The 25044-nt window shown below is 46.8% G+C and carries 19 protein-coding genes and 5 pseudogenes; 19 read left to right on the top strand and 5 right to left on the bottom strand.

The features are described from left to right. The first annotated feature begins 227 nt into the window (after positions 1-227). From U868_RS0105605 to fhuB, 5 genes are all read left to right on the top strand, one after another. On the top strand, positions 228-752 hold the full coding sequence (locus tag U868_RS0105605; RefSeq protein WP_025152428.1) for a Dps family protein: 525 nt from the start codon (positions 228-230) through the stop codon (positions 750-752). Between the two features lie 209 nt (positions 753-961). Then, complete coding sequence (locus U868_RS0105600; RefSeq protein WP_025152427.1) at positions 962-3037, top strand: TonB-dependent siderophore receptor; 2076 nt, start codon at positions 962-964, stop codon at positions 3035-3037. A gap of 2 nt (positions 3038-3039) precedes the next feature. Next, on the top strand, positions 3040-3813 hold the full coding sequence (locus U868_RS0105595) for an ABC transporter ATP-binding protein (RefSeq protein ID WP_025152426.1): 774 nt from the start codon (positions 3040-3042) through the stop codon (positions 3811-3813). A gap of 41 nt (positions 3814-3854) precedes the next feature. After that, positions 3855-4727, top strand: coding sequence for an iron-siderophore ABC transporter substrate-binding protein (locus tag U868_RS0105590; RefSeq protein ID WP_029990741.1), 873 nt, complete (start codon positions 3855-3857; stop codon positions 4725-4727). Further along, on the top strand, positions 4724-6703 hold the full coding sequence (gene fhuB, locus U868_RS0105585; protein WP_025152424.1) for a Fe(3+)-hydroxamate ABC transporter permease FhuB: 1980 nt from the start codon (positions 4724-4726) through the stop codon (positions 6701-6703). The genes U868_RS0105590 and fhuB overlap by 4 nt, the downstream gene beginning before the upstream one ends. A 130-nt stretch (positions 6704-6833) precedes the next feature. On the opposite strand, the gene U868_RS0105580 is transcribed toward fhuB, so the two are convergent. Together U868_RS0105580 and U868_RS0105575 are read right to left on the bottom strand one after the other, a co-directional pair. Continuing rightward, positions 6834-8267, bottom strand: a complete 1434-nt coding sequence (locus U868_RS0105580; protein WP_025152423.1) for a glycoside hydrolase family 32 protein — start codon at positions 8265-8267, stop codon at positions 6834-6836. Beyond that, a complete protein-coding gene (locus tag U868_RS0105575; RefSeq protein WP_025152422.1) occupies positions 8264-9523 on the bottom strand; it encodes an MFS transporter in 1260 nt (419 codons plus the stop codon). The genes U868_RS0105580 and U868_RS0105575 overlap by 4 nt, the downstream gene beginning before the upstream one ends. A gap of 249 nt (positions 9524-9772) precedes the next feature. Here U868_RS0105575 and U868_RS0105570 point away from each other — a divergent pair, with 249 nt between their 5' ends. From U868_RS0105570 to U868_RS24425, 3 genes and pseudogenes are all read left to right on the top strand, one after another. Next, positions 9773-10768 (top strand): LacI family DNA-binding transcriptional regulator, encoded by a 996-nt coding sequence (locus U868_RS0105570; RefSeq protein WP_025152421.1) that lies wholly within the window; start codon positions 9773-9775, stop codon positions 10766-10768. Between the two features lie 158 nt (positions 10769-10926). Beyond that, entirely contained in the window at positions 10927-11850 is a 924-nt protein-coding gene (locus U868_RS0105565; protein ID WP_025152420.1) for an aminoimidazole riboside kinase, read from the top strand. 390 nt (positions 11851-12240) lie between these two features. Continuing rightward, a pseudogene (locus U868_RS24425) lies at positions 12241-12465 on the top strand (integrase core domain-containing protein); the annotation flags it as partial. 478 nt (positions 12466-12943) lie between these two features. Here the strand turns inward: U868_RS24425 and U868_RS0105550 are convergent. After that, complete coding sequence (locus tag U868_RS0105550; protein ID WP_025152418.1) at positions 12944-15574, bottom strand: TIR domain-containing protein; 2631 nt, start codon at positions 15572-15574, stop codon at positions 12944-12946. Between the two features lie 1028 nt (positions 15575-16602). On the opposite strand from U868_RS0105550, the gene U868_RS0105540 reads away from it, so the two are divergent. Continuing rightward, complete coding sequence (locus tag U868_RS0105540) at positions 16603-16854, top strand: helix-turn-helix domain-containing protein (RefSeq protein WP_025152416.1); 252 nt, start codon at positions 16603-16605, stop codon at positions 16852-16854. A gap of 3 nt (positions 16855-16857) precedes the next feature. Continuing rightward, a complete protein-coding gene (locus U868_RS0105535; RefSeq protein ID WP_025152415.1) occupies positions 16858-18171 on the top strand; it encodes a type II toxin-antitoxin system HipA family toxin in 1314 nt (437 codons plus the stop codon). 69 nt (positions 18172-18240) lie between these two features. Here the strand turns inward: U868_RS0105535 and U868_RS24420 are convergent. After that, a pseudogene (locus tag U868_RS24420) lies at positions 18241-18369 on the bottom strand (helix-turn-helix domain-containing protein); the annotation flags it as partial. 699 nt (positions 18370-19068) lie between these two features. Here U868_RS24420 and U868_RS25450 point away from each other — a divergent pair. The 9 genes and pseudogenes from U868_RS25450 (at position 19069) to U868_RS25860 (ending at position 23408) form a co-directional block, all read left to right on the top strand. Then, positions 19069-19209, top strand: coding sequence for a hypothetical protein (locus U868_RS25450; protein ID WP_162817211.1), 141 nt, complete (start codon positions 19069-19071; stop codon positions 19207-19209). Beyond that, positions 19206-20084: an integrase domain-containing protein gene (locus U868_RS0105520; RefSeq protein WP_025152413.1), complete on the top strand. Its 879-nt coding sequence runs from the start codon at positions 19206-19208 to the stop codon at positions 20082-20084. Before U868_RS25450 ends, U868_RS0105520 begins: the two co-directional genes overlap by 4 nt. After that, positions 20084-20287 (top strand): helix-turn-helix transcriptional regulator, encoded by a 204-nt coding sequence (locus U868_RS0105515; RefSeq protein ID WP_080694318.1) that lies wholly within the window; start codon positions 20084-20086, stop codon positions 20285-20287. The genes U868_RS0105520 and U868_RS0105515 overlap by 1 nt, the downstream gene beginning before the upstream one ends. Before the next feature lie 116 nt (positions 20288-20403). Further along, positions 20404-20598, top strand: a pseudogene (locus U868_RS26145) (ash family protein); the annotation flags it as partial. A gap of 39 nt (positions 20599-20637) precedes the next feature. After that, complete coding sequence (locus tag U868_RS25880; protein ID WP_234420384.1) at positions 20638-20814, top strand: hypothetical protein; 177 nt, start codon at positions 20638-20640, stop codon at positions 20812-20814. Then, positions 20807-21166: pseudogene (locus tag U868_RS25875) on the top strand (ash family protein); the annotation flags it as partial. The gene U868_RS25880 and the pseudogene U868_RS25875, both read left to right, overlap by 8 nt. Before the next feature lie 39 nt (positions 21167-21205). Beyond that, the gene (locus U868_RS25870; protein ID WP_234420384.1) at positions 21206-21382 is read left to right on the top strand and encodes a hypothetical protein; all 177 of its coding nucleotides are present in this window, start codon (positions 21206-21208) and stop codon (positions 21380-21382) included. Continuing rightward, positions 21375-22265: pseudogene (locus U868_RS25865) on the top strand (primase-helicase zinc-binding domain-containing protein); the annotation flags it as partial. The gene U868_RS25870 and the pseudogene U868_RS25865, both read left to right, overlap by 8 nt. 66 nt (positions 22266-22331) lie before the next feature. Then, complete coding sequence (locus U868_RS25860; RefSeq protein ID WP_240182677.1) at positions 22332-23408, top strand: helicase RepA family protein; 1077 nt, start codon at positions 22332-22334, stop codon at positions 23406-23408. 297 nt (positions 23409-23705) lie between these two features. On the opposite strand, the gene U868_RS0105490 is transcribed toward U868_RS25860, so the two are convergent. Continuing rightward, on the bottom strand, positions 23706-24965 hold the full coding sequence (locus tag U868_RS0105490) for a tyrosine-type recombinase/integrase (RefSeq protein ID WP_025152409.1): 1260 nt from the start codon (positions 24963-24965) through the stop codon (positions 23706-23708). Positions 24966-25044 lie beyond the last annotated feature (79 nt).

The following is a 25044-nucleotide window of genomic DNA, read 5'->3' as shown; positions in this document are numbered from 1 at the left end:
TGAGGTGAGCATATCACCGCTGTTCAGGTGACCCGATTTATTAAACCATGACAATCACACTTGTTCCGGATAACACCCGGCATATTAACGCCGGTATACTATTGTCCGCTTCCCCTTGCCTCTCATTAATTTCTTGTAATAAAGTGACAGCAGAGTATTGTTTAGAACAGAGATTCAAAGTACTGATAGTTATTTTCCCGGACAGTTTTAACTCTAAGGAGCAAATAATGAGTACATCTAAAGACCTGCAGGTCAGACCCTTAAAAACCCCTTCAGATTTATCTCCGGAAGCGACTAAATCCATCAGCGCTGCAATGAATGCGATACTCGCTGATATTTTCGCTATTTATCTGAAAACAAAAAACTTTCACTGGCATATGAGCGGTCCGCATTTTCGCGATTATCACCTTCTGCTGGATGAGCATAGTGAGCAGCTATATGCAATGACTGATCCGATTGCTGAACGTGTCCGTAAAATTGGCGGTATGACATTACGTTCCGTCAGCCAGATTTCAAAAATGCAAAGAATCAATGATAACAACGCGGACTATGTTGAACCGTTAGATATGCTCGCGGAACTTTGCGAGGATAATAAACAGTTAGCTGCGGAATTCAGAGAAGCACATGAATTAACATCCGGGTATGGTGATTACCCGACAACCAGCCTGATTGAAAACTGGATTGACGAAACGGAGCGCCGTGTTTGGTTTTTATTCGAAGCCTGTCGCGAAGCAAAAACATCCGGCCACTGATTATCAGGTTTTAAAACCAAATTGGTCAAAGCCCCTGTTTCCGGGGGCTTTTCTTTATCGGGAGGCTTACAAAGACTCCCGGGGGTAGTACAAATCTGCTGCAGATGATCTCCTCCCTTTCTTCCGTACCGGTATAAATTTTAGTTCCATACAGCATAACTATGGTTAATAATACTCATTATCGTTATTATTCGTCTTTCCGGGGCACCATGGCTAATTTTTTTTATTTCAAACCTTCGGCTATCACACTTCATGTTTTCGTTGCCCTTTGTGCTGTACCTGCGTACTCACAAACAGCAAACAGTAATACTTCTGACACTGTTGTTGTCAGTGCCGGGGCGCTGAAAGTTGACACCGCATTACAGGAAACACCGCAATCTGTTTCTGTTATTACACAAAAAGAGCTGGAAACCCGTGCACCGCAAAAACTGGATGAAGCACTGCGCTACACCGCCGGGGTAACAGCTCAGCCTTACGGTGCGGATAATGACACTGACTGGTTTAAAGTCCGTGGTTTTGATGCCGCGACCTATCTGGATAACAGTCGTTTATTCCGCGACGGGTATTATACCTGGCTGCTTGAACCTTACGGTTTCGAAAAAATTGAAGTTGTTAAAGGGGCGTCTGCGGTTCTGTTTGGCGAATCTACCCCCGGTGGTGCGGTAAACGTGGTGACTAAAAAACCGCTGTTTACCCCGAAAGGGGAATTTTTCCTTGAAGCAGGAAATAATGATCAGCGCGGATTTGGTTTTGATGTTGCCGGTCATGCCAGCGATGATGGTGATATCCGTTACCGGGTAGTCGGTTTAATGAAACAGGCGGACGGTGAACTGGATAAAACGGATAACAAACGAATTTATCTGGCGCCTTCACTTGCGATGGCGCTTTCTGACGATACCATGCTGACACTGATGGCAACGTATCTGCATGATGACGGTACACCAACCAACCCGTTTTTCCCTGCAGCCGGTACACTGATCGATTCACCTTACGGCAAAATTAAACCGTCAGCGAATCTTGGCGAGCCGGATTATGATAAATACAAGCGCTCACAGTTTTCCGCCGGATATCTGCTGGAACACGATATTGACACGACCTGGCGTTTCTCCCAGCGCCTGAATTATGGTTATAACTCCCTGACGCTGCGCAGTGTGTATGCATTTCCGAACGCAGATACATCTGCAACCTCTCTCGCCCGCGGCGTTGTATTCCGTGACGGTAACAGCCAGAGTATCACATTCGATAACAACCTGACGGGACAGTGGGATTCAGAACGTCTGGAGCACACCCTGCTGGCAGGGGCTGAAATTCAGTATCACCGGACAAAAGGTGATGAACAGGACAGTTATGCATTCAGTCCGATCAATCCGTGGAATCCGGTCTACGGACAATACGTACCACTGGATCCGGCTGACAATATTAACCGGACAATAAATAAAACTCAGGCAAGCCTCTATTCCCGGTATCAAATCAAGCTGGACGGTAAATGGATTGGTGTTGCCGGGATGCGTTATGATCAGGTAAAAACTGAGAATAAAAATCAGACAGCTCATAACGATAAATCCCGGAATGATGGTGAGGTGAGTGTCAATGCCGGGCTGATGTATCTGGCGGATAACGGGTTATCACCCTATACCAGCTATTCACAGTCATTTGAAGTGATGAGCACCATCGACCCTGCGACCGGCGATTTGTATAAACCGCTGAAAGGTGAACAAATTGAGGCCGGCGTCAAGTATACGCCTTCATTCCTCGATGGTTATCTGAATATTGCCTGGTTCAGTATTGAACAGAAAAATGCACTGGTTACCAATCCGGATACCTCTGTTGCCACGCAGACAGGAAAAGTCACATCAACAGGCGCAGAAGCTGAAGGATTTGTGAAATTGACTGATAATGTCAATGTTCAGGCATCCTATACCTACACAAATGCCAAAACAGATAATACCGGTGGTCAGGGACGTAAGCAGACTGCGCTTATCCCTGAGCACATGGCTTCCGCCTGGATCAATTACACACTGCCGGTAACCGGCAGCGGAGAACTGACACTCGGTTCCGGTGTCCGCTATCTCGGTAAATCAAAAGACAATCCGGCGAGCAGTGACCGCACGGTGTCATCTGCGGCATTATGGGATGCTGCGGTAATTTATAAGCTGAACAAACAGTGGCAGCTTCAGGTCAATGTGAATAATCTGCTGAATAAAGAATATATTTCTGCATGTGATTATTACTGTTATTACGGCCAATCCCGTTCTGTTGTCGTTCAGACCAAATACAGCTGGTAGTTATGTTTGCACTGAATGATATCCGTGTTGTCCGTGACGGGAGGGTAATTTTATCCGTCCCGTCCCTGACGATCCCGGCAACAGAACTGACTGTTGTGCTTGGCCATAACGGGTCAGGAAAATCCACCCTGGTTGATCTGCTGGCCGGTCAGACCCGGCCGGATCAGGGGGAAATTTTGCTGAATAATAAAAACCTCACCGCTTACACCAAACGGGAGCTGGCGCAACAAGTGGCATTTTTGCCGCAAAAACTGCCGGTTTCTGCCGGACTGACCGTTCGTGAGCTGGTCAGTCTGGGACGTTTTCCCTGGCGCGGTACATTTGGCCGCCGGCATCCGGAAGATAACATTATCATCTCACAAGCCATGGAGAGTGCCGGTGTCACGGAATTTGCACAAATACCCGCCGATAACTTATCCGGTGGTGAACGCCAGCGTGCATGGGTTGCCATGTTACTGGCACAGCGATCCCCGGTACTGATCCTCGATGAACCGACATCCGCGCTGGATATTCATCATCAATACCAACTGATGAGACTGCTGCAGGATTTAAACCGCACACAGCATACCGGTATCATCGTTATCCTTCATGATCTTAATCTTGCATTGCAGTATGCAACCCATATTATCGCCCTGAAAAAAGGCAAAGTCGCGTTTGAAGGCAATGCTGCACTGCTGGAGGATGAAACCCGTCTTTCCGGATTATATGAAACAGCTATCCGGTTAATACCGCATCCGGGTGCGGAGCAACGAAAAGTAGCAGTCGTATGCAACTGATGTTATTACGTTTAATTCAGTTATCCGCCCTGTTTTTTTTGATGTTCACGGGAACAGGGCTGGCGGCAGTCACAATAAATGATGACCGTGGCGGGCACACGTTTGAAACCATACCGCAGCGGGTCGTGGTGCTGGACTGGGATCTGCTTGAACAAACGCTGTCATTAGGGATAACCCCTGCCGGGGCAACAGAAACCAGCGGTTACCGGCAGTGGGTCGGACTGCCGGTACTGACAGAAAATGTGGCTGACACCGGAACCCGGGCAGAACCGAATCTCGAAAAAATTGCCGGACTGAAGCCGGATGTCATCCTGGCGGGTGCATCACAGGCAGATCTGATTCCGCTGTTAGAGCAGATAGCGCCCGTCGTTTATCTGACCAATTTTTCATCAGCAGATGATGCCGCTCCGGTGGCTATCCGTCACCTTAAAACGCTGGGGATACTTTTTGGCAGAGAACAGCAGGCGGATGAACAACTGGCCGCTTTAACGCAGCGGTTTACGGAGCTGAGCAATAAACTGGCGGCGGTCTATCCGCCGGGTACCCGGGTTACTGTCATTCGCTTTTCCACGCTGACCACCGTTTTTCTGCCGGCTGATAATTCCGCTGTTAACTATGTACTGCGTAACCTTGGCCTGACACCGGCAATCCCCCTGGACGCGCAGCCCTGGGGAATCGCCCAGCGGCGGATCAATGTATTACAGGACGCCGGTGATGGCTATGTTCTCTGGTTTCGCCCTTTTCCGGAAGAAAAAAAACTGGCAGACACCCGTCTGTGGCAAGCGATGCCATTTGTGAAGCAAGGCAAAATCAATGGCGTTGCGCCGGTCTGGAATTACGGCGGTGTCCGTTCATTGCAGCGGATGGCGGATGCCATTACGGATAGTTTACTGGAGATTGCGCCCGCCTCATGAAAATCCGTTACCTTATACTCTTTCCGCTGCTGTTTATTCTGCTGATAGTGATTAACTTGCAGCTTGAGCCCGGATTATCTCCGCAACAGCAACTCAGCCTGATTTTTACGCCGGAAGCGGCACAAACGTTTCCGGCTGTATTTTATCTTTACGGACAATTGCCGAGACTGTGCATGGCATTGCTGGCGGGTGCGACGCTGGGGCTGACCGGCAGCCTGATGCAACAACTGACACAAAATAACCTCACGTCCCCGATGACGCTCGGAACATCATCCGGTGCCTGGCTTGCACTGGTTATTTTATCTGTCAGTTTCAGTGAATTGTCTGCTGATTATGCCGTTCCTGTTGCAACCGCAGGTGCGCTGCTGGCGTTTGCATTTGTCATCCTGATTACAGGAAACCGTAATATTACAGGATTACCACTGATTGTTTCCGGTATGGTGGTCAATATTCTGCTCGGTGCCATTGCAACTGCGGTGATTACACTGAATTCGCAGTTTGCGCAAAATATCTTTATGTGGGGAGCCGGTGATCTGACTCAGGATGGCTGGCAGAATGTCACCGGTGTTATGCCGCGCCTGCTGCCTGTTTTGTTTATTCTGCTGTTCGCCCCGCGGATACTGACGGTATTACGGCTGGGACACCAGGGCGCACAAGCACGCGGATTATCTGTTTTACCGGTATTTTTGCTGTTTATGGTACTTTCCGCATGGCTGGTTTCAGTCGTGATCAGCACTGCCGGTATGATTGGCTTTATCGGATTGCTGGCACCGAATCTTGTCCGGATTGCCGGTGCACGCACTGCGTTACAGGAGCTGATTTTCTCCGTGATTGCCGGGGCGTTTTTACTGTTGTTTGCTGACACCCTGGCTCTGGCTCTCGGGCAACTGATGCAGACGGTGATCCCGACCGGTGTGATGACTGCCGCCATTGGTGCACCTGCACTTATTGTATTCAGCCGCCGCCGTTTCACCGCACAGGATCAGATGACAATTATTCTGAAACCGGTTATTTCTCCCCGTTTTCTGCCGCACGCAATGAGTGTTGTTGTACTTCTGCTGTTTGCAGGGCTGATGACCACGGTCTTTTTTCAGCAATCGGAAACCGGCTTCCTGTGGGAGGCTCCGGAGCCTTTCCGCTGGTCTCTGAGATGGCCGCGGTTATTGTCTGCTGCCGCAGCAGGTGTTGCACTGGCGCTGGCCGGAACCCTGTTACAACGGTTAATTTATAATCCGCTGGCAAGCCCGGATATTCTTGGTGTGTCATCCGGTGCGACGGTTGCACTTATCCTGATAAGCGTATTAACGGGAAATATGATTCAGACTTCCCTCTGGGGAGCAGCACTGACCGGCAGTGCCCTGGTACTCGGACTTCTGCTTTTACTCGGACGCCGGCACCAGTTTGCACCGGCAACATTAATCCTTACCGGGATTGCGCTGACGGCGGGACTGGAAGCCTTTGTGCAGTTCTTTCTGGCGCAGGGGGCATTGAGTAATTACCGGATACTGCTGTGGCTGTCCGGTTCCACCTATCGTGTCAGCGGAGAGCAAAGTGTACTTTTTGCATCCGTGATTGCCGGACTGACAGTGATCATACTGGCACTCAGCCGCCGTCTGACGCTGATATCCATCGGCAGAACATTTGCTCAGGCCCGCGGATTGCATACCGGCCGTACCGCTCTGCTGATGCTGACACTGGTTGCCCTGTTGTGTGCACTGGTGACAGCAACTGTCGGACCACTGGCCTTTACCGGTCTGATTGCGCCACATATGGCGGCGTTGTGCGGTGCTCAAAAAGTGAAATCACAGCTGATTTTTGCCGGTCTGGCAGGCGCCGTACTGATGATATGGGCGGACTGGCTGGGACAAACGCTTATCTGGCCGTCACAGATAGCAGCCGGAACATTGGTCTCTGTCCTTGGCGGCAGCTATTTCCTGGGGTTAATGCTGGTCAGCCGCTTCCGGAAACAATCATGAAACATGACGGGTCCGATACCACCATCAGCCATTTCACCCGGTAACTGCGGAAGTGTTTGTGACTATGCACTGACAGAAAACCGCAGCCGGATTATCCGGGAAACCGGATTACCGGCTGCGGTTTTTCAGATTATCCCAGTTTCCGCAGAGTGCCTGCGGATATTACAGCACTTCCCGCGTCGGCAAATAAGGCGAGTTCACGGGCGCCCGGTTGCGGGTAAATCCGGCTGGACAGCGTTGCATCCCCGTCATTAACAAAGACTTCCGCAGAGGAACGATCAATAAATACCCGGAGTGTCAGCTGCTCTCCTGCCGGTAATGCAATACTACGGTAACTGTTTGAATTATCTCCGGGGTTATATCTCCACAGTATCAGGCGTTTTTGCTGATTATCGGCATATAATTCCATGGCATTGCCCAGCCGTATACCATAACATTCGGCATGACTTTCTGCGGTATTCCAGATTATTTCCAGTTCTGTTGCACCGCAATTTTCAGCTAATACCTTTTTGCCATGTAGTATACCGCTGGTTACCGGGGTACTTTCCCGGCGTAATAACGCTGTTTCACGGACAGGACGCTGACATAACCGGCCATCCCGTTCGAATAATTCCCGCGGCAGTGTCATACATCCGGCCCAGCCTTCCTGTTTTGACGGCATGGGTGATTCCCACATATCCATCCATGCCATGATGATACGGCGCCCGTCCTGCGCGGTAAAAGATTGCGGGGCATAGAAGTCATGCCCGTGATCCAGTTCCTGAAACTTTTGTGTTTGCGCAAATACAGTGCCGGGCTGCCAGTGTCCCCGGAGAGTACCGCTCTGGAAACGATTACGGTACTGATAACCGTCAGGCTGCATACCTTGCGGGGAAAACATCAGATAGTGGTGTTTACCGCAGCGGAAAAAATCAGGACATTCCCACATATAACTGTCGCCGTAATCCGCATGAGCCAGAACACGATCGAATTGCCAGTCTCTCAGTGATGTTCCGCGGTACAGTAATACCTGTCCTGTATCTGAGGCATCGCGGGCTCCCAGAACCATCCACCATATATTATCTTCACGCCAGACTTTCGGATCGCGGAAATGCATGATGCCGTCAGGCGGAGTCAGTACAACGCCCTGTTTCCGGAAATGTATCCCGTCAGTGGTTGTCGCCAGACACTGAACCTCGCGGATAGCACTGTCATCACCTTCATCACCAAGCCAGACATGTCCGGTATAAATGAGTGATAACACGCCGTTATCATCAACCGCACAACCGGAAAAACAGCCGTCACGGTCATATTCTTCCCCGGGAGCCAGCGCTATCAGCTCGTGGTGCCATCGGATCATATCTTTGCTGGTTGCATGCCCCCAGTGCATCGGCCCCCAGTCCGCATTTACCGGGTGATGCTGATAAAAGGCGTGATAATATCCGTTAAAATAGATAAGCCCGTTCGGATCATTCATCCATCCGGCCGGCGGGGCAAGATGAAAGTCAGGATAAAATTCATCACCACGCCGGGAGCGGAGTTGTTCAAGTGCTGATTGCGCGTCCAGAAGTTGTTGTTTCATCATATTACCGTCCGTTTTTCAATGGTGATGTGGCGGGTTCCGGGTGTGCCGGTTTGCGTAAGCAGCAGTCCTGATACTATCGTCATAATCAGAACGACAGAGGCGAGGATCATATAGGTATCGGCGAAGCCCAGGGTGTCGTAACCGTACCCTGCCAGCGGCGACAGAATCGCCGCACATAGTGAGGAAATAAACTGGAATCCGACCAGATAAATCGTTGCTGATAAGCGTTTATCAAATACAGTTGTGATATATTTAAATAGTGAAATCAAAAGGATAGGAAGTTCCACCGCATGCAGTAATTTCATCAGTGAAATAGTGACAGCATCCGCTGCAAGCCCTGACCCGAAAATGCGTAACGCCATCACAAATCCGCTGATAAGCAGGCCGTTTTTGGCTCCGACGCGGTTTACCAGAAAAGGCGCGAGGAACATTCCGCCTGCTTCCAGAAAAACCTGAAGGGAATTCAGGTATCCGAACATTTCATTTCCTTCATTCACATCGGTGAACATGGACGCGAAATATACCGGAAACTGTTGATCATACACATTATAGACACTGACCCCGCAGACAAATATAACCAGTGACCAGAATGAACGCATACGAAGCAGAGCAAAGGCATCTGAGTATGTCAGTGCATTACTTTTTCCGAATTCAAGTTCATTCATTGCGTGAGGCCTTACGTCCCGCAGTGTCCATAATAAAATCAGAAACAGAACTGCGGAAACAGAGCCCATTGCAAAGTTCAGATTAGGGTCGATATTAAATAATATCCCTGCTAAAAATGTGGCACCAGCCCAGCCAAGAGATCCCCACATGCGGGCACGGCCGTATTCAAATCCGGCAATGCGGCTGACCCGTTCAGTGTAAGACTCCAGTGCCCCTATGCCTGCAAAAAAAGTTGCCCCGACATAAACGCCCAGACTGATAGCACCGGAAACAATATTCCACCGTAACAGCGGGGTACAGACAAAAATAAACCACGGACCGCTGATAAGCAGCAGCAAGCCGATAAACAACAGTAAATTTTTACGTAAACCGAGCTTATCCTGAATGAATCCGTACAGCGGCTGAGCACAAAATGCCGTCAGACTGATAACAGAAAAAATAACACCGGTATCGGTTCCCTTCAGGCCGACTTTCTGACTGAGCCAGAGCGACACCAAAGAAAACACAGATGACCATGTCCAGAAGAATGTGAATAACAGGCCGCTCAGAGTCATGTAAGCATAGCGATTAATACGTATTTTATTACTCATGGGCAGATTCTCTTTCGTTGGATTGGTCATATTCTTAATGTCAATGCTGTTTTACGAAAACCCGAATAAGGTGATAACCGGATGTTAATCACTAATGTTAATGTTAACACTAAGGTTTTGTGACTCATGTCACGTTACTCTGATAGGCTGAATAAATAATTATATTATTGGTTGCTATACTCTCTCCGGTCGTCGGGTGACCGTTATTTCCGGGATGAAGGAAGCAGCCAGAGTAATCGGGGGGAAAGGATGGTATTTCTGAAGGATGTGGCGAAGCTGGCTGAAGTTTCCATGATGACCGTATCAAGGGCTATCAACAAGCCGGATAAACTAAAAAAAGAAACACTGGCTCGTGTTCAGGATGCCATCCGTAAAACCGGCTACACGCCGGATCTGTCGGCGCGGATGATACGCAGCACCCGTTCAGGCCAGGGGCCGCGGACGATAGGTGTGTTAGCACTGGATACCGCAACATCACCATTCTGTGTTGATATTATTTTATCTGTTGAGGAAACGGCCCGCTCATACGGCTGGAACAGCTATATCGTCAATATGCTGGCAGGGGATAATCCGGAATCCATTGCGGATCTTTTGCTCTCGCATCGTCCGGACGGAATAATTTTTACCACAATGGGCCTGCGGCAGGTCGAAATTTCAGGACGGATGCTGAAAGTTCCTCTGGTGCTGGCGAATTGTGAAAGTGTTAACACATCGACAGCGTCTTACATACCAGATGATGAAAACGGACAGTATGATGCGGTAAGTGCATTGCTGAAGGCAGGCCGCCGCCGGCCCCTGTGCCTGTACCTGCCGGCTGAACATCCGGCGACAGCCCGCCGTATAAGAGGTCTGACGCGCGCCTTCCGGGACTATGGTGAGGATACCGGAAACTTACTGCATCATTATTTATCTGATGAACATTATGCCGATATTCCGGATGTGGTACGCAGGTATATCCGTCACGGTAAACCGGAATTTGATTCTGTTATCTGCGGAAATGACAGAATCGCGTTTATTGTATATCAGATTTTACTGGCCTGCGGACTGAATATCCCTGCTGATGTTGCCGTGACCGGTTATGACAATATGGTCGGGATCGGAGGGCTATTTATTCCGCCACTGTCGACAGTGCAATTGCCGCATTATGAAATAGGCCGTCAGAGTGCACTGCATATTATTAACGGTGAAACACACCGTGATACCGTTTGTATTTCTTCACCGTGGCTGAGCCGGGCCTCAGTGTGAATAGCCGGAACCGGAAAATACGCCGGTATTCCGCATAGTTTGTGCCGTAAGATTCTCCCTGAATAACGTTACTGTTTTCCGTATTTATCGGGGCTGTATCTTTTGGCACTATAGCTTAATCGTTTTAGCTTAATATAAAATTGTCAGCGGAGTTAATTATGACATCAAAAGTATGGGTTTTAGGTGATGCCGTTGTTGATTTATTAACGGATAAACCGGGTTATCTGTTGCAGCTTCCGGGAGGTGCCCCGGCCAATGTGGCGGCCGGTATTGCGCGCCTTGACGGGAAAAGTGGTTTTATCGGCCGGGTGGGAGATGATCCGTTTGGCCGCTTTATGTACCGGACGCTGACAAATGAAAAAGTGGATACCGCGTATATGATCTGTGACCCCCGCCACCGAACATCCGTTGTCGTGGTGGAACTTGATGAGAATGGTGAGCGGACATTCACATTTATGGTTCGTCCTTCGGCTGATCTTTTTCTGGAGCAGGAGGATTTACCGGTATTTCATGAAAATGAATGGCTTCATGTCTGCTCTATTGCACTAAGCGCCGAACCATGCCGGAGTACAGCATTTCAGGCGATGGCTCAGATATGTGATGCAGGGGGGCGTGTCAGCTTTGACCCCAATATCCGTACCGATTTATGGCAGGATGAAACATTACTGCGGGATTGTCTGCATAAAGCACTGACGTTTGCATCTGTTGTCAAGTTATCGGAGGAAGAACTCTTTTTTATCAGCGGTGAAACGAATATTCAGCGGGGAATTGACCTGCTGGCGGCGAAGTATTCTCCTGAGCTATTACTGGTAACGCTGGGAAAACAGGGCGTCATGGTCTATTGGGACGGAAAAACACAGCATTTCGCGGCAACACCTGTTGTTACCGTTGATACCACCGGAGCCGGTGATGCATTTGTGGCCGGTTTATTGGCTGGTCTTGCAATATACGGACCGGTGGAGGATGAGCAGGTGCTAAGTACGGTAATCCGGCAGGCTCAGGTCTGCGGTGCCCTGGCAACAACAGCGAAAGGGGCTATGACTGCATTACCTTACCGGCGGGAGTTGCTGAATAGCCTGTAAATAAAATCCGTTTGTTATTCTTTTACCGGGTTTTGTATAACAGAGCCGGATGAACGTTCCTCTTGAGCTTGTCGCCAATAACCGCCGGGACTGTTTTTTCCTCAGTGATGAATATTTCACACAAAAACAGTCCCTATATTGAATCCCGCCCCGAAACCCGGGTTCGTCATGACGGAGTTAATCATCGGATTGGCTATTATTCAGTTTGCGCAAAAAAGGGCTGATAATGACCGAAAAAAACCTGCACTCAGGAATTAACTCAGGCAGGTTTATCGGTTTCTCATTGCCCGGAACCACTTTTTACCGGATAAATACAGGCCGGAGAATTAAGGATGCTCCGGTTATCAAAGCGATTTATGCCGGGCTGGAATTATCACCCCGGGCCGGAAACCGGCAGAGCGGATTATCCGTATTTTATCCCGGTTAAAAGAAGAACGCAGGTTACCGGAATATATCCGGGTGGACAACAGATCTGAATTTATATCAGATAAACGGAGTCAGCTTTGTACAGAAAACGGGGTCACGCTGAATTCTATTCAGCCGGGAAAACCACAGCAAAACGGGTTTATTGAGCGTTTTAACGGATCATTCCGCCGGAAATTTTTAAATGCATATTAGTTTAAATCACTGAGCCATGTGAAAGAAATGGCCTGGTTCCGGATGCAGGATTACAACCGGAAAACTCTAATCAGAACTGTTTCAGACAAGGGGGATTGTAAAATTAAAATGTTATTTTACAATAAGTTATAAACTAAAGATGCAGAGGAAAACAGCCGGATAGTGAATTTCAGGCACAAAAAAACCACCTTGCGGTAGCTTGATTTCACTTAAGAATGCCGAAGGCCGGAATCGCAATGGTTAGTAACCTTTTGTTTTCATTTTAAATAATGGGAAAAACATCAGAGATGACCCTGTAGATGGCCTATCCTAACTTTCCTTAATGTTTAATTATAGTTAGAATATTAAATTTGTATCTTAAAAAATTAATATTTAATGACTCATTATCCCTATATGATATACATAATCACCACTTCAATTAAGAGGTAGTGATTATATAAGCATAAAGATATATATTAAATTGAAAAAATACCAACTATGTATTATTAATTTTCAATTGTGGTGTTTTTACAGCATTTCTTTTTTCCATGGCTAATTGATCTTTTACAGGAATATGCAACTTTTCGGAGATCCATGCTTTATCTTCATGATTAGTATAATGCATATGAAGATGCGTAATTATAATTTCTTGTAATAACCTCCGTGTCATTAAATTATCTTTAACTAATAGCCATATAGATTCAATATGAGCCCTGTTTATTTTTTTAGTAAACTCAAGCTGAATAGTAATCTCTACTAGCTTGCTAATCTCCGTGCCAAAATTATCGGATAATTTTGAATAATAACTAGATAAATCTTTATGACCAACAGAATGTGCTATTTTTTTTATTACATTCAATGACATTATATAGCTATATGTCCAATAAAACATGCTAGCTTCTCTTGCTATTTTTTCAGTTGTCCAGTTTTTTTTCTCCGAAATTAATCTATGAACTTCAGATATTATCTCATCCTTAAGCTCTCGTGTTATACTATAATAAAAACCTAAGAATCTAAATCCTATTGAATACGTCTCCATTCCTAATTTCTCTAATTGTGGAATTGGAATGGAACCTTTTCTATTTCTTATTATTTGTCCTAAAACCTCAACCGCTTTATAAGAACGGTTAACATCTAATAAATCCTTATTAACAGCACAAACATCCTCATCCTCATCCTCATTCTCATCTTTTACCTCATCGCCATCACTTTCAGTTAATATAAATTCTCGTTCGTAACGATCTTGGCATTCTAGAGCTTTTGCTCTTTCTTCTTCAACATCTTTTGTTTTATCAATAACTATTTGAGGTATTTCAATAGCCATTTCATTCAAAAAATCCACATCATTTTTTCCTAAAGTAGCATGATTGTGCTCTCTAAATATATTACTTAGCTTAGAAGTAATGCAGTTGATTATATTAATATCCTTAGTATGGTGAGTAATAAATATTAAAATATTTGCATTTTTTTCTGTGTAAATTTTATCGCACAACTCTTCAATAACAGGAATTATTTCATCACTGGAAATTTCAGTTATTTTTTTTGCTGCAAAAAAATAATATATATATTTATACTGAAAACTTAATGAACCTATCCAAAGATTAATTATCTTAGATTTCTTTAAATTATCTAAAATTTCCTCATGTGAGGTAATATAGTAATTGTCTGAATAATAATCCTTAAACTCATTTAACTCATCTTGAGTTATTTTATGATTTCCCTTTTTATAAATAAAATACGCCAATTCACCTAAATAATTAAAGTAGTCATTTAGTTCATTAGGTTTTACATTTGCTTTATTGAATGACTGAATAATTAAGGAATGATAGCAATGGCCATAAGATGTTAGCGAAAAATCACTCTGAGTATTGGTTTCTAATATCTGTAAAATCATCAAAATGAATACTGGCTTACTAGGAACAATATTTTTCATTAAGATTGAGTCTATATTTCTCTTTAATGAATCATTTTGAGCCTGTACATCATCAATAATAGATGTCTCATCTATTCCTATTTGATTCCATTTTTCAACTAGTTCTGTCTTTTGAGTGTGGCTAAACTCTGTAATTTCATAAGTAGTAAAGTCATCAAAATCTTTCAAAAGCTGATCGCTGAACCTTATTTTTGAATCAGCAATAACAATTATACTATTAAAACTACTTACCAAATTAGAAATAAGGTTTCTCTGAAATTTCTCATTCATTGGTGATTCAGTTATATCATCAATAATGAGTATTAAATTATTTCTGTCAATGACACCTGTTGATAAATACTGTTCTCTCATAGCACTATCAATTACATTATTTATTTCTGATGTTTTTTTAAACAGCTCACCCTTAATTAATATTGGAAATCCGCCTGCTTCATAATATTCTCTGAATAAAATTTTAGATAGCGTAGATTTTCCTGATTGTTCACTTCCTATAAGAAATATTTTATTATTAGCAATGTTCTTATAATTTAATGCAATTTTTGAATTCACAAAAAGGTCATAATTATCAAATTGATAACTATATTTTTTTAAGTCAGGATAAATGAAAAGATCCTCAAGATAAAGATATTCTTTTCTTCTATGCTGGATAGTAAAACCGAGATCAGAAAGATAATCTTCAAATACACTATTTAATGAAACCTTTTTTTTATTACTATTTACGTTTTGTGCACAAGTGACTACCACATTATTACCTTTAATTTCACTAATAACTTTATTTATTCCTTTAGCTATATCAAGGTATGCTTTATTAATATTTTCATATGATGCTGCTGGTTGAGCATCATCTGGTAATGCATTATATTCAGATAAAACTGATGAACTAAAAGTACAATAATCAAGTATTACAGGAATTATTTTTACTGCGTCATTATTATATTTTCTTTCTAACGCCCCGCCCAATTCGATTTCATTACAATATTTAGAGTTAAGGAAACTTTGTGAGATTAAAAAAATAAAAATATCACACTCCTTTATTTTATTATCTATGATATCATTGAATTTATCTCCACCTAATAACTTTTTATCATACCATATTTCCAAATCTTTATTAGTCTCTAAATATCTAATTATATTATCTCTATGATTTTCATCATCACGACTATAACTAATAAATGCCTTCACTTTACTATTCAAAGTTAGCCTCACTTTTTAAAAATATAAACAAACAAATAAATAATATAAATAAAAAAGACAGTGGTATTAATTATATAGTAGATGTCATAGTATTTTAGTCTGTAAAAATTATAGATCATGATGGAAATAATGAATAAAATAATAATAATTGGAAAAACTATTTTATAAAAAAATGAAATCATCGTTCTATAGAAGGAATTGCTGCTCTTATAAAACTCTCCTTCAAAAGTAAATAACTTTGTTCCTACAAATTCCTTATTTAACTCAGATTCTATTAAATTTAAATACTTGTAGCACATATTAATAAAAAAACAAGACTGAGTGTACTTAACAAATAATACAAATGACAAAATCACAAATGTTAAAAATAATATTTCATCACCTGGCAATCTATTATTGTCAAGCTTACCAACACTAACTAAAACACCATTAATAAAATCAGAATTCATACTCTGGAGAGCTATTAAAATCATTGATAAAACCAAGAGATAAAATAAAAAATCTCTTTTATTTCCTGCTGATTTCAATATAGATACATTACTTTTATAATGTTCATATATTAAATTACATTTATATTCATCCACTAGGCACCCACCATTCATTACCTATAATTATAATATGAAACAAATCATATGCATGATAAATACATTTAAAAACTTATCAATAGAATTTTAATAAAATGTTACTAATCAATGATATGAATTAATTCCATTTTTTGTATAAATTGCGCCACGATGTTTAGATATATTTTTAGTTTGCCGCAAAAAACATCAATTTATTTTATAAATCGATATATTATTCCAAAAAAAATAAATGTACGCATTTTATCGGAATTAAATGCTGATAACTTCCCTGGGTATCACAACCTTCTCAGTCTCAAGAGAATTAGTAGATATCCCTTGTATAGACCTATCTTCCCGCTACCAACTAAGAATACTAACTTACATTGCCTTTATCCCTCATAGCAGCTATTCTAATTTTATCCCCCATAGGGGATATTATTAAAATATCCGCCACAGAGGATAAAAATGAAAATCACATCACCGACCGCACTGGCTAATGCTGTCAGAGATCAGCGAAAAATCAGTAAGATGAGTCAGACTCAGACTGCTGAGCTGATTGGTATCAAACAGACAACCGTTTCTGATTTCGAGAACAAACCTGAATCCACTAAGCTGGAAACGTTGTTCAAGATCCTTGCTGCTCTGGATTTGGAGCTTCATGTTACGAAACGTGGCTCAGCTCCGGATGAGAAAAAGACCTGGAATAAGGAGTGGTAAGAGATGAAAGTACAGGCACTGACAGTCGCCATGAACGGTGATGTGGTAGGTACACTGTATCGGGATGGTACGGGTGCTATGTCATTCGAATACACGCCGGAGTGGCTGTCTGAGCCCGGTTCCCGTGCTATTTCATTATCACTGCCTCTTCAGCACAACAGAATCAGAGGTAAAGAAGTATTTAATTTCTTCAGCAACCTGCTGCCGGATTCAGAGACGATTATTGCCAGGATGCAGACACGGTTCCATGTTGATACAACGCACCCGTTTGATCTGCTGGCAAGTGTCGGGCGTGACTGCGTGGGCGCAATTCAGTTATATCCGTCAGGCAACGAGATGCCATCTGTCATGGAAACACAAGCTGAGCCACTGGATGAGCATCAGATTGAAACACTGCTTGATGGTTATCAGACCGCACCTCTGGGAATGGAAGAAGATGCTGATTTCCGTATTTCTTTAGCCGGAGCTCAGGAAAAAACAGCCCTGCTCTGGTATCAGAACTGCTGGCAACGACCACAAGGCAGCACACCGACCAGTCATATTTTTAAACTTCCTATTGGACGGATAGAACAAAACAATATTGACCTGCGGGAAAGCTGTGAAAACGAATGGCTGTGTTTACGCATCGCCAAAGCCTTCGGATTTCCGGCAGCCAATGCTGAATTAGCCGTATTTGGTCAGAAAAAAGTGCTGGTCGTAGAGCGTTTTGACCGGAAGTGGTCACAGAACGGCTGGCTGATGCGTTTGCCTCAAGAGGATTTTTGTCAGGCTCTGGGGGTTTCACCGGCACTGAAATATGAATCACATGGTGGCCCGGGGATCTCGGATGCAATGAATCTGCTGTTAGGTTCCCGCTTTGCTACTCAGGATCGTGAGTTATTTTTTAAATCACAGATTCTGTTCTGGATGCTGGCCGCTATCGACGGACACGGAAAAAACTTCAGTTTGTTTATCGAACCTGAAACATCGTTCAGGATGACACCGCTTTATGATGTGATGTCTGCATTTCCTATTTTTGGCAGCAGGAGCATTCCGCTTAAAAAAGCCAAAATGGCAATGGCGCTGTACGGAAAAAATAAACAATATAATTTTGCGATGATACAACCACGGCATTTTATCAGTACCGCCGCACGGGTTGGCTTTTCTCAGGATACCGCCCGTCATCTTATGCTTGAAATGGCTTCCCGCACAGATAAGGTGATTACTGCTGTTACCACCGGGTTACCGGCAGATTTTCCTCCGCATATCAGTGATGCAATTTTCAAAGGATTATCCGGACAGGCAGCCAAGATCATTAAATGGAGTGAAACCGATTAATCACTATTAGCTTAGCAAGCAAAAATCAACAGTTACCCCAATAACCTACCCAGAGCAGCGTTCATTTCTACTGCTGATACACGCTTTATCAAATTTACACATAACCTCCTGTGTAATCGCTCCGATGCGGAATAAGCCAGACACTGAGCTGTGGATGGCTTCAAACGCCGGGCTTTTAAATGTAACCCGCAGTTCAATGTCCCGCGAACTTTCACTGTTAATCTCTTTATCAATTTCGTATTCATTTAACATGATGAATTTAAATGATTTATTGATGGTGGTCATAGCTATATCCTGCCATTTTTCTGCTCAAAAAAACACTACCTTTTCTGACGATTACTTCCCCCCCAATTCTCAATCACCCGATCTACTCCGGAAATCTTTTAAAACCAAAATACAATTACCGATGCTAATTATTAGCGACCTAATTCCGGGTATTTCCTGGCTTTACAGCAGAGCGACCTTTTACGGCCATTTTCAGGATGCGTAAACCCGCTTGAACCTGCCGGGTATTCCCCCTACGGTGATATGCGTAACTCCGCTGTCACTGACAGCAGCCAAAGCCAATGTTTCCCGTGACCTGCAAGAAACGCCTTCGGGTGGTCACATGCCAATGTCATTGTGGTCTGCAACTGACGCCTTCGGGTGACCGCAGTATGCCGTAAAAACAATGCTGTTAAACGTCTGACAGGCGCAATGAGTCTCAGGCGTCACTTTTACGCAGTGAAAGTGACGCCGCTGCACAGACCGCCCTCAGCCCTTGTGAGACACCACTTACACACATCGTCATGCCTCTGACACCACTGTCAGCGTCTGATAAATCACCAAAAAGGAGACCATAACCACACTGAACCGATACCGGGGACGGGCTGCTCAGCCCGTGGGGATAACCTGCTTATGCAGGCGGCTGCACAGAGTGCAATACCGATGCCCCGTAATACCTCAACCTCTGCCCGCTCCGGCGCACAGGTATCGTTCAGCACACCAAACCACGCGCCGGAGACACGCAGTCAGCCGCAATACAGGGAATCCGTATGAGTAAATTAACCCGAGAAATGACCACGCTGGCGAAACAGGCCGGTGGCAGTTTCAAAACCGTGCATGACCGTATCCGGATTATGGAGAGATTCAGCTGTCATCTGCTCGCGCTGAACATCCAGATCAAAGATATCCGGCATCTGAAATCAAAGCATATCGAACAGTTTATTGCGGATCGCCTGTCATCCGGGATCACCCTGCGCTCATTGCAGAATGAAATGGCCGCCCTGCGCTGCGTTCTCCGGACAGGCGGCAGAGATAAGCTGGCTGAATCAGAACGGCTGACCAATAAGGCGCTCGGATTAAGCGGAGCGAGCCGTGCCGGAACAAAACTGGCAATCCCGGATGATCACTTTCAGGCCGCACTGCGACAGGCTCAGGCGCGTGATGAGGGCTTTGCCTGTGCGCTGCAACTTGCCCGTCTGTTAGGTCTGAGATCACAGGAGGCGGTGCAGTGTGGTGCGTCAATAAACAAATGGAAAAATCAGATAAACACTTTCCGCTCAACCGTCACCGTTGTGTTTGGTACAAAAGGCGGCCGTCCGCGGGAAGTACAGATTATCGACCGGGACGCCCTGAAACAGGCGGTGGAAAACGCGCTGCGGGTTGCGGAAGGCCGCAACGGCAGACTGATCGATAAGCCGGATTTAAAGGCCGCGATGAATTACTGGCGCACACATACCGCACGTATCGGGCTGACCGGCTGCTACTCGCCGCACAGTCTGCGTTATGCACGGGCGCAGGATTCTATCGCGCATTACCTGTCTCAGGGCTATTCCCGCACGGAAGCCAGGGCGCTGACATCGATGGATTTAGGTCATGGTGATGGCCGTGGCCGTTATGTCGAGCGCGTTTACACACAAAAAGAGGATTGATGATGTCTGATTACACGTTATTGCGGGTTCGGGATGTGATGAAGAAAACCGGCTTTAAGCGGTCATGGGTTTACGTGCAGATGGAGCGCGGGAAATTCCCGCGCCCGGTCAGAATCGGCGGCCGCTCCATCGCCTGGGTGGAAAGTGAAATAAATGAATGGATTGCATCGTACATAAAAAAACGTGAGGACGCACGCAAGTGATTATTTTTTATTATTTTCTGACAGGCTGTTTACGTTATACTACCGGCGCTGCGGCACAATCCGCAGCCGGAATTGGCGTTCCGAAGTTTCAATTGATCACCTGAAACATCAGCAGCATGTTTCCGGTGATAGCTCGTACCTACCTGCATTCAATGGTAGTCCGGGCGGGGCTTCCGCAAGGAAGGCCGGTATCAATTGGACCCGGTAACGCCAACCCCGTTCGGGCTGCCACCAACGAGATTGGCGTCTCAGGTGGCAGCATCAATATAAGTCCAATTGAGGCTGCCCTATGGCTACTACCCTTACCTTCTCTTACCCGCGATTCTTTCTTACTTCAGCGGGGGTGCCTTATGTATGATCACACCCCTCTCACGCCTGAAGAACTCTCTGACCAGTGCTGTGCCCTCGCGTTTGCCATTATCCGGCTTGAACATCCCTATGCTGAAGAACTGCTGATGTACGTCCTGTGGGAACGTATCAATACGCTTAATACCCTGCTGACAACGGAGGTGAGCAGTGATGAATAAATCAGTGACTGATGTTGTGGCGCGAGGACGCACGCAAGTGATTATTTTTTATTATTTTCTGACAGGCTGTTTACGTTATACTACCGGAGCTGCGGCACAATCTGCAGCCGAAATTGGCGTTTCGAATCTCCCCACGGTCTCCGGAAACATCAGCAGCATGTTTCCGGAGATTGCCCCTATCTGCCTGTATTCAATGGTAGTCCGGGCAGGGCTTCCGCAAGGAAGGCCGGGATCCGTTGGGGCCGGTAACGCCAACCCTGTCCGGGCTGCCACCAACGAGATTGGCGTCTCAGGTGGCAGCATCATGTCGACCCCGACGGAGGCTGCTATATGGCTACTATCCCCACCTGCATTTACCCGCGATTCTTTCTTACTTCAGCGGGGGTGCCTTATGTATGATCACACCCCTCTCACGCCTGAAGAACTCTCTGACCAGTGCTGTGCCCTCGCGTTTGCCATTATCCGGCTTGAACATCCCTATGCTGAAGAATTGCTGATGTACGTCCTGTGGGAACGTATCAATACACTTAATACCCTGCTGACAACGGAGGTGAGCAGCGATGAATAAATCAGTGACTGATGTAGTGGCACGATGCCGCCACAACTGGGCGGCAGTGATGGCGATGATGGATATTCCCCTGCCACCGGATAGCAGACACGGCCCCTGTCCTGCCTGTGGCGGGAAAGATCGCTTCCGGTTTGATGATAAAGCCGGTCGCGGTACCTGGTTCTGTAATCAGTGCGGCCACGGTGACGGGCTGGATCTGGTGGCACTGGTAAAGCAATGCAGTTTGTCCGAAGCGGCGCAACTGACAGAAAACCAGGTGTTGGCAGTGTCAACACCGCCCGCCAGGGAAAAAACCCATCACCGCCGGGTGCCGCAGGAGAGAATCAGCCAGCTCCTCAGCCACAGCGAAATGCGCGAAAGCCCTTATCTCACGGAGAAAGGACTCTCTGCCCGGTTGCCCTGCCTGACCGCGCAGCAAACCCTGCAAATCAGTGATATCACCTTCGGTGAAGGCAGCCTGCTACTCACGCTGAACAATACCGCCGGTGATCTTACCGGAGCTCAGTTGATTAACCCGGCCGGTGAAAAGCGGCTGCTGCCCGGCTCTCAGCTTAAAGAGGCGTTTATCACCGTGCAATTTCCGGAAGCACCGGAGACCATCATTATCACGGAGGGTTATGCGACCGGTCTGACGCTCAGCCTGATTAGTACCTCAGCGGCCATTGTGGCTGCGGTTTCAGCCAATAATCTTATCAATGTCGCGAATGCGTTACGTAATCAGCACCCGGAGGCCATTATTATTCTGGCAGGCGATCATGATATCCGCACTGACGGTACGGCCAATACCGGCAAAACTCTGGCAGAGAAAGCCGCCCGGGCGGTGAATGGCTGGGTTTCACTGCCGCCGGCGGCCTCGCAGTGTGACTGGGATGATTTCCGCCGGCAGCACGGTATTGAGGCCACCAAAGCCGCCTTTTATAAACAGCGTTACCAGCCGCAGCGCGTCCCGGTGAGCTGCATTGATTACAACGCGCCGCCGTTCCGCACCTCTCTTCCGCTGCGTAAAGGCTCTGACGGCTTTGATACGCGTCAGGATTATCTCATCAAGGGCTATCTGCCCGGTTCCTCCGTTGCCAGTGCTTATGGTGCCAGCGGCTCTTACAAATCCTTTCTGGCGGTCTCGTGGGGATGCCATATCGCGACCGGCAAACCGTGGGCGGGCAAGCCGGTCACACAGGGCGCGGTGATTTATGTTGTCGGTGAGGGCGGGATCGGCGTTCCCCGCCGTATCCGTGCATGGGAACAGACGCTGAACGGCGGCAGCCCGATAGATTCACTCTACCGTGTGGATTGTCCGATCTTCCCGGCCAGCCCGGACAGCGTGCAGCAGGTGATACAGGCTGCCAATGATGTGAAAACCACAACGGGTATGCCGGTACGCCTGATCATCCTCGATACCCTCGCCCGCTGTTTCGGTGGTTCGGACGAGAACGCAGCGAAAGATATGGGGGCATTCATTCAGGGATGCGATTTCATCAAAGCCGCCACACAGGCCACCGTGCTGGTTATCCATCACTCCGGCAAAGATCAGGATAAAGGCGCGCGGGGTTCCAGTGCGTTCCGTGCCGCGCTGGATGTGGAGTTCCATGTACGCCGTGAGGGCGAAGATCCGGCCATTATCCTCAGTTGCACCAAAATGAAAGATGCGGAAGAACCGCCGCGTCAGGCCTATGACCTGCACTCTGTGGATTTGTATGTGGATGAGGACGGTGATCACATCACCTCGCTGGTACTGAATGATGAAGGACGGGAGGTCCGGGATGACGACCCGGCATCTGATCCGGATCTGGCCGGTGTTCCGCGCCTGACAGATAACCATGTCGCTCTGTGGCAGGCTATCCGCTCACGGACAGCCAAAGGCGAAAGCTGTACCCGTGCCGTGCTGCGTGACGATATGAAAGCAATGAATTTTGATGTCTCCAAAAAGTTCTCCCGCTGGCTCGATAAGCTGGAAAAAGACAATCTGATCGCATTCCGGGGCGAGGAAATCATCCCGCTGCCACATCAGACCAAAGTGGGGGACTAAACGGGGGAATAGTGGGGGAAGCTGTCCGGAGAACCACAAAAACCGGTGTTTTCCCCCACTTCGCACGTATATATAGGACCTAAGTGGGGGAAATGCTGTAATTTCATTATAAACAGTGAGTTATGGAGATTCCTGAAAATGAAGTGGGGGAAGAAGTGGCACCCTGCTATGTGGGGGACGAAGTGGGGGACGTTTTCACGTTTTTTCCCTGGCAGGCGCCGTTAAATTCCCCAGGTTTTACAGGCAATACATCAGCACCGGCCACCCAAAAAATGGCCGGTGCTGTGGTGAAGAAAGTTACCCTCCCTCAAACTCATACGGCACAACAAATTCCCGGCTGACTGCATCGAGATAATCCGCCCACCATTGCATCATGAGCTTTCGCTCCACAATATGCTCGGCCTTGTGAATATAGGCGGCACGGACGGTGTTGCGTTCCTGGTGGCTCATCTGCCGTTCGACCGCGTCCCGTGACCATTTTCCTGACTCAATCAGGGCGCTGCATGCCATGGTGCGGAAGCCGTGGCCGCACAGCTCGGTGGCGGTGTTATAGCCCAACGTCCGCAGGGCGTTGTTTACGGTATTTTCACTCATCGGTTTTATCAGGCTGTGATCGCCGGGAAAAAGCAGCCCTTCTCCGCCGCTGACGGCACGGATTTCATCCAGAATCAGCAGTGTCTGACGCGACAGCGGCACAATGTGTTCTGACTGCATTTTTGCGCCGCGATAAGAGAATTTCACACCGGGAATTGGTGTGCGCTGCGCCGGAATCGTCCATATGGCGCGTTCTGTGTCGAATTCAGACCAGCGGGCGAGGCGGATTTCACTGGAGCGCGAGAACGTCAGCAGCGTGAACTGTATCGCCAGTTTGGTTAACTCACGGCCGTTGTAATAATCCAGCTTTGTCAGCAGCTCCGGCAACCGTTCCAGCCGTAGTGCCGGACGGTGAGTCACACGCGGCGGCATCAGCGCTCCCGCCATGTCTTTTGCCGGATTACGGTCAATCAGGCCGCACTGAACCGCATACCCCATAATGTCGGTGATCCGCTGTTTCAGCCGCGAGGCCAGCTCAAGGCGGTCATTCGCTTCCACAACCCGCAGTGGTGCCAGCAGATCTTTGGTTTTCAGCGTCCCGACATGCTGATCACCGATTTCCGGGAGAACATGTTTTTCCAGATCGCGCCAGACCCGCCGGGCGTGTGTTTCTGACCAGCGCCGCCGTCTGAGCATCTGCTGTGACCATTCCCGCGCCATTTTCTCAAAGGTATTCAGCGCGTCCTCTTCGGCTTCTTTTTCCGCGATACGTTTCTGCTTCGGGTGAACACCGTCCAGTATCATCAGACGAGCCTCATCGCGTTTCTCACGGGCGCGTGACAGCGACACCAGCGGATACCCGCCGAAGGCAATCCGGCTCTGTTTGCCGTCAAATACGAAATTAAAATACCAGCGCTTTGTACCGGCCGGATTCACCTGAAGATACAGGCCATATTCGTCGGTCAGTTTGTACATCTTTTTACCGGGTTTTGCGTTCCTTGCTGCTATGTCGCTTAATGCCATAAGTCCGGATCACTCCTTTGTCGAATTGGTGTATCGCATCGTGGCTTTTACGTATTTCAGAGACAACAAAGAAGTCTAT

This window comes from Morganella morganii H1r (assembly GCF_000633515.1).
GTDB lineage: Bacteria > Pseudomonadota > Gammaproteobacteria > Enterobacterales > Enterobacteriaceae > Morganella > Morganella morganii_B.
The sequence above is the reverse complement of the archived record's forward strand: the minus strand, read 5'-3'. Positions and strand labels throughout refer to the sequence as shown.